The organism is Pseudomonas sp. Irchel 3H7, from assembly GCF_900187605.1.
GTDB lineage: Bacteria > Pseudomonadota > Gammaproteobacteria > Pseudomonadales > Pseudomonadaceae > Aquipseudomonas.
Genome location: NZ_FYEA01000003.1, coordinates 320,911 through 335,943, shown reverse-complemented (window position 1 = coordinate 335,943; position 15,033 = coordinate 320,911). Strand labels below are relative to the sequence as shown.

Here is a 15,033-nt window from a genome sequence, read left to right as displayed (position 1 = left end):
CGTGCAGTCTCGAAGTCGCCTGCCATTCCCTGATCGTTTCAACGGCTCAACGTGGGTTCCGTCGTCGAACCATTGGCTGCGCGAACACCTCGCCGCGCTACTGTCAGATCTGACAGTAGCGACGGGCGGTAGCACGTGTGGATTCAAATCCCTTCGAAATGCTGCAAAACAATCGACTGTGCGGTGATTCTGGAATCGAGCAGGGTCGGGTCGTCAGCGTGAGTCAGGTGGCGATGCGCCGGCAGTTTCAGATGAGCCCTTTCGAATTTGCGCAAAGGTCGGGTCGCCGAGCGGTAATGGAAATGTGCGTACCAGAGCAGTTGCTCAGGTTCGCGCGTGATGTTCCAGATCTCATATTCCTGCAGGTAGTCGGGTTGCCCCTGATGGTCGGTGATGCGCCGGATCGCAAGGGGTCTGCGGATCACTACGGCGTTCTGTCCGATGAGGTCATCAAGCATACCGTCGGTGGGCTTCTGACTGGTCAGTGAGTATTGGGTGCGCAGGGCACGACCTTCGACGATCAGCTCAGCGGCCTGATCGCGCAATTGCTGAATGATCGGCTGCTCTGCTGACTTGGCGGCGATGCGATTGGCGCGGGTATTGAGCTCGCCTGCCTGGCTGGTCATCATGTGTTCCAGGTTGACAGGGAGCATGTCCCGGTCGGCGTTGCTCTGCACTTTGGCGCGGTAAGCTGCCACGTTATCCAGACGCTGCTGTGCTTCGGTGAGCAGTTTGGCCAGACTTAACACGGCGGGCGAACGGGTTGCGATGTTTTGCGGATTGGTCAGGCGTAATCTGCCATCGGCGCCTTGTTCCCAGATCTCTTCATGGCCACCAGGCCCGGTACTTTTATATTGTCGGGTCTGGGTCGCACTGTCCCATTGCTCGACGCCATGGCGCAGTTGATTGTCTTCCGTGATGAATACACGCTGTTGCGGTTGTCCTGCAACGCTTGGCCCGGGCGGCTTGTTGATCCCGGCGCGCGCCCGATCGGCCAGTCGGTCAACGCCTTCAAGCAATGGCTCGACCACTTCCAGATGAAAGAATTGCGGATAGCTGGCGGTCCAGGCGGCCATCTCGCGACGGTACTCGACACAGACGTCGACGCACTCCTGAAGAATCCGGTTACGTTGGGCGACCGTGCCAAGAATGTTCGGCAGGTCGTACTGGCTGTACAGGACACGGTCGATGTTATTTCGAAGTGGCTCCGCCAGTTCCAGCAGATAGAGCCACGACGCATCATCGGGGCTGCCGGCTTTCTTGACGATCTCAAGGCGTTGAGAGGTTTTCAGGTACAGCAGGGATGTATCGCTGTGCAGAACGTTGATGTTGTCGACGAGTGCGGACATCTTCGGCCGGTCTTTGGCAAGCATACGTTCATACCATTGATTGACCTGCTCCTTGAACCCTTCCATATGGTCGAGCTTTTTCACGATCTCGACACGCAAGACACGTATCTCTTCCATGATTTCCAGGCGCCGGGCCAGTGTGCCGTCTGGCAGAGCATCGCGTACCTGCTTGAGCTCCTTGATCTTCAGTGTCATGGCGTGAACATTGTGCGATGCGTGAACTGCGCGCCGCCGATAGCGATCGGTCAATAACCATGCGGTCTTGCTTTGCATATCGGCGACTTCCCTGCGCTTTCTGCGATGGGCCACCTCAGTCAGCTCGGTCAACGTCTGGTAACGCTGTTGGGCTAATTGGATATCGCCGACGCAGGCGGCTTCGACCGCCGGCCACATGGCGGGGCGTTCCGCTACAGAGGCGGCGCGGTAGGCGTTCAGTACCAGGTCGCTTTTTGCACCTCGGGCCTGCAGTTGATCAGCCAGTTCGTCAGCGGCGGCGGTCAGTTGATGGTGACGGCGAAAGTTTCGATCCACCAGCCAGCGCGGCAGGCGCTGCCGAATCGCCGGTGGCCAGTAAGCATCCAGCGTATCGGCGACACGCCCGGCAATATTGCCGCCACCGGCCAAGCCGCTTTCAAGGGGCTCCCCGTAGACGCCGAACCAGGTGTCCCATTGCCCGTTTTCATCCAGTGCGATCGGCTGCTTGTAAGTTTTTCGCGAGTTACCGGACAGACGCCAGCTGCGCGAATCCCGGCTCAGCTCCACTGGGTAGAGGCGACCCTGACGTTCAATGAAATCACCGTCGGCATGCCGGTAGATCCCGCGGTAGAGGCCATGGCTGGCGGGTTCTGTGCCTGTCAGGGAAATCGGCTTTTCATATTCGTAATCCTTGAAGCGCGCCAGCACATGCCGGGCGTGACGCTGCGTTTTGATCTGCAATGCCGCCACGTTGCGGACCACCGCGTGAAGTTGGCGCGCCCGAGTCAACGCGCGGGTCGTGCGCGAGAGAGTCGAGGCGGCTGCTTCGCCCGGGAGCAAATCCATGAAAGCGTCGACCAACGACAGCAGCATCGACTCGATTTCCACCAGACCGTCAGCCACGTCGCCACGCAGAAATGCAGCGACGGCCTGATTGGCAGCGGTCCAGGCCTGATAAAGCGCCAGCACACTGCCGACGAAGGGCACCATCCCCAGCGCCATTTTTATGTAGTTGAAAGCGCGCGGACCTTTCAGGGCATAGCGCTCGAAGAACAGTTCATCGTTGGAGCGCGACGTGCCGCGATGGGCTTCGATCAACCGGCCCATGTGAGCATCGAGCAGGTGCGCTGCCAGCGAGGTACTTGCCGGCCAGCGCACGCCCACTTCAATAATGGCGTCGAAGTTTTTTTCCACGGCCTGGCCGATACGGCTGATATGAGCCCTGACGTTACCCTGCAACGTCCTGCCCGCCAGATACTCGATCCACTTGTCACTCCCGCACAACCGGAACAGCCCTTTGCGCGCCGCTTCAAGATTGTCGTAGCGGCGGAAAAACTGCCCGTCCTGGCTGTCTGGCAGATACAGCAAAGTGACGCCGCTGATCTGTTCTTCGATCAGGCTGACGCCGGACAGGGTTACCGGCCCTTCGCCGGGGGTATCCTTGCCGCCTGCTTTCAGAGCGACCGGCAGCAGGACCAGGCGCTTGCCGTTGGCTTGCCACGCGTCTACGGTGCTGGCATCGATGGCGATGTTCAGCAAGGCGGACTCATCACGGCTGAGATGTTTTTGCAGGCGGGCAGTCTCGCTTTGAATTTTGAGCATCAGCCGCCATGGCTCGATCAGGCTTTCCCGGCGATGCTGTTTGACGAAGAGCGACTCGCTGCTTGCGCCTCTGAATGCTTCATTGATCTTCTGGTCATACGCCTTGGGCAGATCCAGTTCCGGCAGCACCTTGCGCAGATACCTCAGGTTGATGCCGTTGAGCAGGCGGGTGCGATCCTTTTTATGCGTCGCGGTGACCTCCAGGCGCAGGAAGACCAGGCGTTGCGACAGCGAGTCATTGAGCACTGATTGCACATTATCGATATTCAGCTGGGCCAGGTCCTCAAGTGACATTTTGCTGCGGGACTTGCCAGGGACAATGACGGTGGTTTTGCGAATGCCACCGGGCCCTGCCTCAGGAACCTGTTCGGTAGTGGTCGAGTCGGGCAACTCGACTTGTATGGAAAAATGGCCTTCAAGGGAAAAGTCCTTGCGCAGTCGGGCGTACAGGTGTCGGCGGGTGAAGTCGTCACGCGGTTCCAGCGCGAGCGTCATAAGGGCGTGGCTTGTGCGCATCGCTGCGATATACGCCTCGATGTTGTGTTTCAGCCCGTTACGCTCATTCTCGTTGAGTCTGGTCAACCAGCCTGGCCGATGGCCGGCGAGGGTGGCGGTGCGTTCCTGCTCTTGCAGGTGAGCAAAGGCCAGGCTTCGGGCGTCGTGCAGCGGAACCTGCACAGTGGCGAGACAGCCTTGGCGCAGAATTTCCAGGGCGTCCGCCTGCTCGGGCTGACCGCGCAGAAGGGTGGCTTTTGAATCGAAGTCGGTTATCAGCTCATTGAGGCAGTGATGCAGCGGGTCTGTGGTGAACGGGCTCAGTTGCAGGGTCAGATCGCTGGCGTGGTCCGCAATCCTGAACACCTCGCGCTCCAGTGTCTGGCGATCAGCAAAGCGCTGCAGGCCCCCACCGGTGCCTGGCCAGTAGAGCAGCAGACTGGACGTCGATGCCCGATCCGTGAGCATCGCCTGGCGTCCGATCACCAGCACGCCTTTGAGCCGTTCACTCTGCGTCGTACGTATCTCGTCCTTGGTTTCGGTCAGTGACAAGGTCAGGCTCGCTGCCGTGATGTCCGGGTCGCGTTCGGCGGCAACAGGGTTGTCCAGCACGGCTTTGAGCAGATCGTGATCGGCGCTGTCGAGTTGGCCCAACGCCGCTTGCAGATTGCCTTCGGCATACAAGCCATCCCGGTGCGCCTGACGCAGGGCCGTGAGCGCCGTGTTGAAAGTGCTGACGTCGAGGGGATTGTCGCGGTACAGCAGGGATGAGGCGGCGGTCTCGCCGGCTTGCTCAGCGGTTTCCAGCGTTTTGAGGGCTTCCTTGCATTGCCGATATCGAGCACCGTCGCCATCGTTGCTCTGCAAGCGTTCAAGCGCATCGCGTTCGCGTTTGAGCGCTGCTTGTCGCACGGCCAGTGGAATGCCGGCCGACAGGCTGCCGAACAGCGATTCGTCCTCCATCTCGCTATCACTGCCGGGCGTGAGCGTTTTTGGCGGGGCCGCCACAATGATCGCGCTGCTGCGTTGATGATCGATCAGGTCGACATGTATCAGTGATCGCGCGCCGTGCTCTTTGATCCCGGGAGTGTCTTTGTTGGTATTGCTCAACGCATCGAGTTGCGCGTGGTGTCGACCTGCGAACAGATCGCTTGCCCCGGTGACCATCGGGTCGAGCGCTGCGCTGTAGTCAACGCGCAGTATTTCCTTGGGCAGTCCCGTGGGGATCGGTACCTGACGGGTCAGCCACGTCTGCATTGCTGCGCGTGAATTGAAGGCCTGGATCGATGTGGCGTTGCAGGGCAGATAAAGCAATGGTGCCGCTGTGGACACATCGCCGACGCAGACGACCCATGCACCGGGGAGTTTGACCTTGCTGTCGTTGCTCAGTACCAGCGCCAGTTTTTCCGTATGAATGGGCTGACCATCGATCGTCAGCGCGTCAGCACCTGAATCAATGATCAGTTGCAGCGTTTTGAGTTGCGCTGCGGTAATCGTCTGATGAGCGAGAGCCATGTGCGCAGTGGCTTCGAAATGCGCACGGTAAAGCTGCGTGGCTCGGGTACGGCGCGACACAGGCGTGCGCGGCGCTCGCGCGTCCCAGAACTGTGCCCAGCGAGTCTCGTGACTTTTGCGTGGGTCGAGGGCTTTGAGTTTTTCCAGGAGTTGCAGGGGCTTCAAGGCATACAACGGATGATCTGCGCCGATACCGGTGAGGTCACAGCGCTGATCCAGGTCGGTTTCCAGCGTCGGCTGTTGAACGACAAAGGCACAGGCATCGGTGAGTCTGACGATATGTTCCGGCTGGTCATCGGTGGCAGCAAAGCGCAGTCCGGTTTTTTCGCCATCCAGTTGCAGTTGTTGGCGCAGGAGTTCATTGACGCTGTCGCGCAGGGCCGGGCTGGCGGCAAACAAGTCGCGCAAACCCTCACTGCTGGTGCGCCAGCGTTGGTTGGCCTGCAGCAGCAGACTGTGATCAATCGTTTTCGGCAGGTGCTCGACGGTCTCTGGCAACGGTGACGGTGCGGGGAGCTCATCCAGAATAAGGCGATCGGGCATGGTGGCGTGACTCGCATTGGCGGGGCGGGGAATCCGTCCCTGAGCGGGTCATTCAAGAGAAATCGCGCAAGGCGATGGCGGTACATAGATATTCTTTGCGACCAGCGTCCATGACCGCTCGGCACTCTTCATCAAACTGTCATGGAAGTGTGGCAGCGCGCTTGAACAAACTTCATCAGACTCGCGCTCTACTGGGGTTCTGCGTTTCGGTGTTTTTCATGGTTAAGGCTTTTTTATCGGTCGCGGCTGTTTTGGTCGCGATTTTTTTCGGACCGTCGTCCTGGGCGGCGGCGCGTTGCGACGTCAATGTGCCGACAGAGCACGTTGATCTGCAGCAGGTGAGCCTGGCTTACCAGAGCATTGGTCGCGCGTCGGATCCGGCGTTGTTGCTGGTCATGGGCTTGGGCGGACAGTTGATCCACTGGCCGGACGAAGTGGTGGTCGCGCTGTGTCAGCAGGGCTTTCGGGTGATTCGCTATGACAACCGCGACGTCGGTCTGTCGACCTGGCGTCAGGCGCCGGCCGAAGCCAACCTGACCTTTGAAGTACTGCGCTACAAGCTCGGTCTGCCGGTGTCGGCGCCCTACAGTTTGACCGACATGGCTGACGATGCGCTGGGCTTGATGGACGCGCTGCACGTTGAGCAATTCCACGTGCTGGGCGCGAGCATGGGCGGGATGATTGCCCAGCACATGGCGGCAATGGCCCCGCAGCGGGTCGAGAGCCTGACCTTGATCATGACCACTTCGGGCGCCGAAGGATTGCCGGCACCGAGTGCCGCGCTGGTTCAGTTGTTGTCGCGTCGCGGCGCACCGAATCGTCAGGTGGCACTGGAGCAACAGGCTGATTTGCTGGCGGCACTGGGTAGCCCGGCGGTCGCGGATGACCGGCAGGCCTTGCTGCATCAGGCTGCGCTGTCGTATGACCGTGCGTTCAACCCCGAGGGCGTGAAGCGGCAGATCATGGCGATCCTTGCCGAGCCGAGCCGGGTGGCATTGCTCAATCAATTGCGGGTGCCGACGCTGGTGGTGCATGGCACGGCGGATCCGCTGTTGCCGGTGATGCACGGGGTTCATCTGGCGGCACATATTCGCGGCAGTCAGTTGAAGCTCATTCCGGGGCTGGCGCATCGTTTTCAGGAGGCGTTCAAGGCGCCGTTGCTGGCGGCGGTGCTGCCGTATTTGCAGGCGCATCGTGAAGACACCTCGCACTGGGCGCAGATTGAACCGGTGGTGGGCGCGAATCTGCTCTAAACAAAAGTGGGCGGTGTTGGTCTGGCCCCTTCGCGACCTCATTTGGAATGCGTTCCTCTGTGGGAGCGAGCCTGCTCGCGAAGGTGCCGTTACGGTCACCACAAAATCCGGAGCAGGTGTATCGTGCAAACTTTCCCGCACGATTTCCCCTGCGAGGTGTTTGATGAATTCCGCTCTGAAAATCGACTTTGTCAGCGACGTCTCTTGCCCTTGGTGCGTCGTCGGTTTGTATGGCCTGTTACAGGCATTGGAAATTCTGCGCAACGAAGTGCAGGCCGAGATCCGATTTCAGCCATTCGAACTGAATCCGAAAATGGGTGCCGACGGGCAGAACATTGCCGAGCACATTCAAGAGAAATACGGCTCGACCCCGGAGCAATCGCAGAAGAATCGCGAAGCCATTCGCGCCCGTGGCGCCGAGCTGGGGTTTGTCTTTCGCACTGATGGCAACAGCCGCATCTACAACACCTTCGATGCGCATCGCCTGTTGCACTGGGCCGGTCTTGAAGGTGTGCAGTTGGCCTTGAAAGAGGCACTGTTCAAGGCCTATTTCAGCGATGGCGGCAATCCGTCCGATCACCGGCAACTGGTGCAGATTGCTGAAAGTGTCGGGCTGGATCGTCAGCGAGCCGAGGCTGTACTGGCGTCGGACGAGTTTGCCGATGAGGTGCGTGAAGAAGAGCAGTTGTGGCTGCAGCGCGGGGTGAGTTCGGTGCCGACCGTGGTGTTCAACGGTCGGTACGCGGTGACGGGTGGACAGCCGGTGGAGACGTTTGTTGGCGCGATCCGGCAGATCATGGCGGAGTCCAAGGGCGGGACGGTCAGCTGATATCGGTAGGAGCCAAAAGCCCCTCACCCTAACCCTAACCCTCTCCCGGAGGGAGAGGGGACTGACCGCGTTGTATTTGGCTATCCGCCGACCTGATGCATTGAGTCGATTATGGATTCGGTACTGCACTTTCACGTCGGCGGAGATCTTCAATATTCAGCGGTCGGCCCCCTCTCCCTCTGGGAGAGGGCTGGGGTGAGGGTCAGCTGTGTAACCGAACCCAGACCGTCACCAACACCGTAGCAGCCATCAACCACGCCACCGCCGCCACGGCCAACGAAGCCTCCAGTCGCAGCCGATCCACCATCACATACAACGTCGCCAGATACACAAAGTACGGAATGATCGACCACATGCCGAACACGATCGTGGTCTTCAGATCTTCAATCGAACGCCCTTTGCCGACGATGTAATGCGCAATCAGCGCAAACGTCGGAAACAGCGGCACCAGCCCGGCAATGTAATAGTTTCTGGTCTTCGACAGCGCGGCGATGATCAGCACCACCGCCGCACCCAGCAAGGCTTTGAAAAAAAGATCCACATCGTTCTCGCTTAATGGCTCAGGCCGTATTTTTTTACTTTGTCGAACAGCGTGGTCTTGGCCATGCCCAGCTCAAGACTGGCCTGAGTCAGGTTGCCGCCGCTGCGTTGCAGGGCGTCGCTGAGCAGGTTGCGTTCGAACGCTTCCACCGCTTCGGCAAACGCCAGGCCTTGTCCACCGCTGCTGGCGCCGGATTTTTTGAACGCTGGCAGGCCGAGGGCAAAACGCTCGGCGACGTTGCGCAGCTCGCGCACATTGCCTGGCCAGTCGTGGCTCATCAGGTTCGACAGGGTCTGGTTGTCCAGCTCCGGCAGCGCGCGGTCGAAACGCAGGGCCGACTGCTGGGTGAAGTGTTCGAACAGTTGCAGGATGTCTTCGCGGCGCTCGCGCAGGGGCGGCAGCTCCAGGGTCACGACGTTGAGACGGTAATACAGGTCGCTGCGGAACTCACCGGCCTTGCTCGCTTCGTCGAGGTCGGATTTGGTCGCCGCGATGACCCGGCAATCCACGGCCACGCTCTGGTTCGAGCCGAGGCGTTCGAGGGTGCGTTCCTGCAACACGCGCAGCAGCTTGATCTGCAACGGCAACGGCATGCTTTCCACTTCGTCGAGGAACAGCGTGCCGCCGTCGGCGTGTTCGATCTTGCCGATACGCCGCTTGCCGGCACCGGTGAAGGCATTGGCCTCGTGGCCGAAAATCTCGCTTTCGAAAAGGTTTTCCGGCAGGCCGCCGCAGTTGAGTGCGACGAATTGTTTGCTGTGGCGACGACTGAAATCATGCAAACAGCGCGCGACAAGTTCCTTGCCGGTACCGGTCTCTCCTTCGATCAATACGTTGGCCGAGGTGTCGGCGACGTTGGCGATCAGTTCGCGCAGATTCTGCATCGCCGGCGAGCGGCCGATGATCCGTCCTTCAAGAGAATCGCGTTCGGCCAGTTGCCGACGCAGCGATGATACTTCGCGAGCAAGACTGCGTTGCTCCAGCGCACGCCGCGCGACGTCGACCAGACGCTCCGGCGAGAACGGTTTTTCCATGAAGTCATAGGCGCCTTTCTGCATCGCGCCAACGGCCATGGAAATGTCGCCGTGGCCGGTGATCAACACCACCGGCAAGCTGCGATCGCGTTGTTTGAGGCGGGTCAGCAATTCCAGGCCATCGATGCCCGGCAGGCGAATGTCGCTGATGACGATGCCGGCAAAGTTGTCGCCGACACGCTCGAGCGCTTCTTCGGCGCTGCCAACGCCGACACAGGGGATGTCTTCCAGCGTCAGCGCCTGTTGGCAGCCGAGCAACACATGGGGGTCGTCTTCGACGATCAGCACACTAAGGTCGTGGTTCATATTGGCTCGGCAGGAGTAGGGCTTACCAACGGTAAACTGAGGACGAAGGTGGTGCCACCGCTGGCGGGGTGTTCGACACCCAGATGCCCGCCGGTGGCGGCCGCGAGGCTGGCGGAAAGGGTCAGACCAAGGCCCAGGCCTTGTTCGCCGGGCTTGGTGGTGAAGAAGGGTTCGAACAGATGCTTGCGCGCTTCGGCGTCGATGCCATGGCCGTTGTCACGCACGCGCAGACGATATTTGGCGTTGAACTCTTCGCCCTCCAACCACAGCTCGGGCAGGGGTTGCGCCTGCATGGCGTCGAGGGCGTTGCCGATCAGGTTGACCAGAATCTGCTCGAGGCGGGTCTGGTCGATCTGCACCTGGACATCAATGAACTGGCGGTGAATGTTGACCGCCGAACTCTCCAGGCGTGCCCCGAGCAATTGCAGCGCTGCCTCCACGGCTTTGCCGAGGCTGGCCTGGCCCTGGTTGTCACCGCGCCGGGCGAACGAACGCAGGCTGGCGGTGATCCGGCCCATGCGGTCGATCAGCTCGTTGATGGTTTTCAGATTGGTGCTGGCGACATCCAGTTGACCCCTTTCGAGGAAGCGCACGGTGTTGCCCGACAGCGTACGCATCGCTGCCAGCGGCTGGTTCAATTCGTGGGCGATGCTGGTCGACATCTGGCCGATGGCAGCGAGTTTTCCGGCCTGCACCAGCTCATCCTGCGCACGGCGCAGGGTCTCTTCGGCCTGACGGCGTTCGCGGATCTGGCTCTTCAGACGCTCGTTGCTGGCGCGCAGGTCGGTGGTGCGTTCGGTAATCCGACGCTCCAGTTGATTGTTGGCTTCCTGCAAGGCTTCGCGGGCGGCAAGTCGGGTGGCGATGACCTTGCGCCGCTCGTTCCAGGCGATCAACAGGAACGCCACCAGCGCAAACGCGACCGCCACCAGAACCCCTTGGTTGATGGCTTCGCGACGCAGGTCCTGCAACGGCGTGAGCAGGGTGAAATTCCACGGCGTGTCGGTCAGTGGCCGGGTCTGCGCCAGATAGCTGATGTCGTCATCGTCGGAGCGCACTTCGCTGTTGGCGGGGAAGGTGAGTTTTTCCACACCTTCGGACAGGGTTTCCCGGGCCAGCGGTTGCAGCTCGTTGAGCGGGAACCAGTAGTACTGCAGGCTGCGCGCGAGTTTTTCTTTGATTTCGTCACTCAGCGGAATCACTGATTTAAGGCGACGTGCCGGATCACTGGAAAGAATGATGATGCCGTTCTCATCGCTGACAAAGGCTTCGAGACGTGCGCGTTGCCAGCGTTCTTCCATGGCTTCCAGGCGCACCTTGACCACAGCGACGCCGATGATCTTGCCGTGCTCTTCGAGGCCGTGAGCGAGGTAATAACCGGGCTCGCCGTTGGTACTGCCGATGCCGTAGAAACGGCCAGGCTCGCCGCGTACGGCTTTTTGGAAATAGGCGCGGAAAGACAGGTCTTCACCGAGGTAACTGTCGACATCGCGCCAGTTGCTGGTGGCCATGACACGGCCAGTGGTGTCCATCACGTAGATGGCCCGACTGCGGCTGCGCCGGTTCAGGCCTTCAAGGTAATCGTTGACCGCTTGCCGGTTTTCGGGAGTCGGGTCAGCCAGCAACTGCGACACACTCGTTTCGAGTTCCAGCAGGCTGGGCAGGTAGGTGTATTTGCTGATTTCGCTTTCGACGGCGCGTGCGTTCAGTTCGAGCTGGCGCTGGCCGTTTTCGCTGAGGCTGCGAATGCCAAAATGCTCACTGGTCCAGAAGCCGACGTAACCCAGACCGATCATCAGGATGATGACCAGCGGCGGCAGGAACAGATGACGAATCAGACGGGGTTTCACGGCAAGTGATGGCGGCGCGGCGCGATAGAGATTGGGGTCGCATTTCATCACAGTTGCCTTGGGTCAACCACCACAACAAACTTCACCAATCCCCTGTAGGAGCTGCCGCAGGCTGCGATCTTTTGATCTTTAAAAACAAAGTCAAAAGATCGCAGCCTGCGGCAGCTCCTACAGGGGGAGGCGGTGTTGCTTTTAGTGCTGCAGGATTTTCTCGAGGAAATGCTGCGCGCGTTCGGAGCGGGCGCTGATATCGCCGAAGAACTCCTCTTTCGGGCAGTCTTCGATGATCTTGCCGGCGTCCATGAAGATCACGCGGTCGGCCACTTTGCGCGCAAAGCCCATTTCGTGGGTCACGCACATCATGGTCATGCCTTCGTGGGCCAGTTGCACCATCACGTCGAGCACTTCGTTGACCATCTCCGGGTCGAGCGCCGAAGTCGGTTCGTCGAACAGCATGACGATCGGGTCCATCGCCAGCGCACGGGCAATCGCCACGCGCTGTTGCTGACCACCGGACAGTTGCCCCGGGTGCTTGTGGGCGTGTGCAGACAAACCGACGCGCTCAAGCAGTTGCAGACCTTTCTTGGTCGCCTCTTCCTTGCTGCGGCCCAACACCTTGATCTGCGCGATGGTCAGGTTTTCGGTGATGGTCAGGTGCGGGAACAGTTCGAAATGCTGGAACACCATACCGACGCGCGAGCGCAGTTTCGGCAGATTGGTCTTCGGGTCGGCAATCGAGGTGCCGTCGACAACGATGTCGCCTTTCTGGAACGGCTCCAGCGCGTTGACGCATTTGATCAGGGTCGATTTGCCGGAACCCGACGGGCCGCAGACCACGATCACTTCGCCTTTTTTGACCTCGGTGCTGCAATCAGTCAGCACCTGGAAGTCGCCATACCACTTGTTGATGTTCTTGATAGAGATCATACGGCAAACCTTTTTTGCAGACGCTTGACCAGCAGCGAGGCGGCAAAGCTGATGATGAAGTAGACGACACCGGCGAAGATCAGGAACTCGTTGGAACGACCAATGATGTCGCCACTGGCGCGGGATGCGTTAAGGAAGTCAACCAGACCCACGGTGTAAACCAGCGAAGTGTCCTGGAACAGAATGATGCTCTGTTGCAGTAACAGCGGGGTCATTTTGCGGAACGCCTGGGGCAGGATGATCAGGCGCATCATCTGGCCGTAGCTCATGCCCAGCGCTTGTGCCGCGCCCATCTGGCCTTTCGGGATCGACTGTACGCCGGCCCGAACGATTTCGCAGAAGTACGCCGCTTCGAACATCATGAACGCCACGATGCACGAGGTGAACGCGCCGATCGGGGTGTCTTCGCCGGTGATCCAGCGCAGCACGAATGGCACTGCCAGATAGAACCAGGTAATTACCAGCAGCAGCGGGATCGAGCGGAAATAGTTAACGTACGCGCCAGCAATGTTCGACAGCAGTTTATTGTGCGACAGCCGGCAGAGCGCGAGGATCGTGCCGAGAATGATCCCGCCGACCACACCCATGGCCATCAGCTTGAGGGTCATCACCATGCCGTTCCACAAACCGGGAATGGCCGGGACGATGCCACTGAAATCGAATTCCATTATTTACCCCCCACGGAAATCAGGCCGGGCACGGAGACTTTCTTCTCGACCATGCGCATCAGTAGCATCAGGCTCATGTTCAGGGTGAAGTAGATCAGGGTCGCCAAGGTGAACGCTTCAAACAGGTTGGCCGAGAACTCGGCAGTCTGTTTGGTTTGCGCGAGCAGCTCCATCAGGCCGATCAGCGAGGCCACGGAGGAGTTCTTGAAGACGTTGAGGAATTCCGAGGTAAGCGGCGGAATGATGATGCGGTAGGCCTGGGGCAGCAGCACATTCCAGTAGATCTGTGGCAGCTTGAAGCCCATGGCGCGGGCGGCGGATTCCTGGCCACGCGGCAGCGCCTGGATACCGGTGCGCACTTGTTCGCAGACACGGGCGGCGGTGAACAGGCCCAGGCACACGACTACGCTGAGGTAAGCCGAGGTGGTCGGGTTGAGGTCCTGCTTGTACCACTCCTGCAGATCCGCCGGCAGCAGGTCGGGCACCAGAAAGTACCAGATGAACAGCTGAACCAGCAGCGGCACGTTACGGAACAGCTCGACGTAGCACGTCGCGATGCCCGACACGATACGGTTCGGCACGGTGCGCATGACGCCCAGTATCGAGCCCAGCAGCAGGGCGATGATCCAGGCCACGATGGCGATGGCGATGGTCCAGCCCAGACCGGAGATGAACCAGTCGAGATAGGTCTCGCTGCCCACGCCGGTGGACTTGAAGAACACGCCCCAGTCCCAGTTGTAATTCATTAGGGTCTCCCCTCGATTCGATCGATGTACAAGTGCCCGCCTGGGGAAACTCCGTTCCCTCCCTGACCTTGACGGTCAGGCACACGCGATCGGCTCGACAGCCACCGGTTCGAGTGTTTCCAGAAAATGCCAGCAGGGAGTGACCATCCCCTGAAAAGGCAGAAGCCTCCTCAGGGGATAAGGTTAGTCAGAAATCAGGATTTCTTGTCGTCAGCCGCTTTGTCGGTCGGATTGGCGATCAGGGCCTTGAGCTCGTCGCTCATCGGGAAGTTCAGATTCAGGCCTTTTGGCGGAATTGGCTGCATGAACCACTTCTCGTAGATCTTGTTGATCGCGCCCGAAGCGTAAGTGGCCTTGATGGCGTCATCCACAGCCTTTTTGAACGGCTCGTCGCCTTTGCGCATCATGCAGCCGTAGATTTCGTACGACTGTGGAGTGCCGGTCACGGCCCAGTCAGTCGCCTTTTTGGCCTTGGCGGCTTCACCGGCCAGCAGCGCGTCGTCCATCATGAACGCAACGGCTCGACCCGATTCCAGCATCTGGAAGGATTCACCGTGGTCTTTGGCGGAGATGACGTTCATGCCCATCTGCTTGTCGGCGTTCATCGCCTTGAGGATGCGCTCGGAGGTAGTGCCAGCGGTGGTCACGACGTTCTTGCCTTTCAGATCGTCGAAATCCTTGTACTTGGAGTCAGCCTTGGACAGCAGACGGGTACCGATTTCGAAGATGCCGACGGAGAAGTCAACCTGCTGCTGACGCTCGACGTTGTTGGTGGTGGAGCCACACTCGACGTCCACGGTGCCGTTCTGCACCAGCGGGATACGGGTCTGCGAGGTCACCAGATTGTATTTGACTTGCAGGTTTGGCAGGTCGAGGTCTTTCTTGATCGCTTCGACGATGGCCAACTGGATATCGTGGGAGTAGCCAACCGGCTTGCCGGAAGCGTCAGCGATGTAGGAAAACGGGATGGAGGCGTCGCGGTGGCCCAGGGTGATCACACCGGACTCTTTGATTTTCTTCAGGGTGCCGGTGAGTTCGGCGGCGAAAACTGGCGTGCTGATCAGAGCGGCCGCAATGGCTGCGCCCAGGATATGGGGAACGATGCGCATCAAATTTTCCTCGACATTGTTTTTTTTATGGAGCCAGTTTGTCGGCCCTTTTGTGCTTCGAATGCCTGACG

General features: G+C 59.7%; 10 protein-coding genes. 2 read left to right on the top strand and 8 right to left on the bottom strand.

What is annotated here, in order from left to right:
- Nucleotides 1-143: 143 nt before the first annotated feature.
- Nucleotides 144-5,699, bottom strand: a complete 5,556-nt coding sequence (locus CKW38_RS07545; RefSeq protein ID WP_095112350.1) for a dermonecrotic toxin domain-containing protein — start codon at nt 5,697-5,699, stop codon at nt 144-146.
- Between the two features lie 218 nt (nt 5,700-5,917).
- Between CKW38_RS07545 and CKW38_RS07540 the strand changes: the two genes are divergently transcribed.
- Together CKW38_RS07540 and CKW38_RS07535 are read left to right on the top strand one after the other, a co-directional pair.
- Complete coding sequence (locus CKW38_RS07540; RefSeq protein ID WP_007916736.1) at nt 5,918-6,952, top strand: alpha/beta fold hydrolase; 1,035 nt, start codon at nt 5,918-5,920, stop codon at nt 6,950-6,952.
- 163 nt (nt 6,953-7,115) lie between these two features.
- The gene (locus tag CKW38_RS07535) at nt 7,116-7,781 is read left to right on the top strand and encodes a DsbA family oxidoreductase (RefSeq protein ID WP_095112349.1); all 666 of its coding nucleotides are present in this window, start codon (nt 7,116-7,118) and stop codon (nt 7,779-7,781) included.
- Between the two features lie 202 nt (nt 7,782-7,983).
- On the opposite strand, the gene CKW38_RS07530 is transcribed toward CKW38_RS07535, so the two are convergent.
- The 7 genes from CKW38_RS07530 to CKW38_RS07500 all read right to left on the bottom strand — a co-directional run bounded on the left by CKW38_RS07530 (nt 7,984) and on the right by CKW38_RS07500 (nt 14,962).
- On the bottom strand, nt 7,984-8,322 hold the full coding sequence (locus CKW38_RS07530) for a GlpM family protein (RefSeq protein WP_095112348.1): 339 nt from the start codon (nt 8,320-8,322) through the stop codon (nt 7,984-7,986).
- A gap of 11 nt (nt 8,323-8,333) precedes the next feature.
- The gene (locus tag CKW38_RS07525) at nt 8,334-9,662 is read right to left on the bottom strand and encodes a sigma-54 dependent transcriptional regulator (protein WP_007949592.1); all 1,329 of its coding nucleotides are present in this window, start codon (nt 9,660-9,662) and stop codon (nt 8,334-8,336) included.
- Entirely contained in the window at nt 9,659-11,560 is a 1,902-nt protein-coding gene (locus CKW38_RS07520; protein WP_007916731.1) for a sensor histidine kinase, read from the bottom strand. Before CKW38_RS07520 ends, CKW38_RS07525 begins: the two co-directional genes overlap by 4 nt.
- Before the next feature lie 144 nt (nt 11,561-11,704).
- Nucleotides 11,705-12,439, bottom strand: coding sequence for an amino acid ABC transporter ATP-binding protein (locus tag CKW38_RS07515; protein WP_007916729.1), 735 nt, complete (start codon nt 12,437-12,439; stop codon nt 11,705-11,707).
- Nucleotides 12,436-13,107 carry an amino acid ABC transporter permease gene (locus CKW38_RS07510; protein WP_007916726.1) on the bottom strand — a complete coding sequence of 224 codons (672 nt, stop codon included), beginning with the start codon at nt 13,105-13,107 and terminating at the stop codon, nt 12,436-12,438. The genes CKW38_RS07515 and CKW38_RS07510 overlap by 4 nt, the downstream gene beginning before the upstream one ends.
- On the bottom strand, nt 13,107-13,853 hold the full coding sequence (locus tag CKW38_RS07505) for an amino acid ABC transporter permease (protein WP_095112347.1): 747 nt from the start codon (nt 13,851-13,853) through the stop codon (nt 13,107-13,109). Before CKW38_RS07505 ends, CKW38_RS07510 begins: the two co-directional genes overlap by 1 nt.
- A 194-nt stretch (nt 13,854-14,047) precedes the next feature.
- The gene (locus tag CKW38_RS07500; protein ID WP_095112346.1) at nt 14,048-14,962 is read right to left on the bottom strand and encodes a glutamate/aspartate ABC transporter substrate-binding protein; all 915 of its coding nucleotides are present in this window, start codon (nt 14,960-14,962) and stop codon (nt 14,048-14,050) included.
- Nucleotides 14,963-15,033 lie beyond the last annotated feature (71 nt).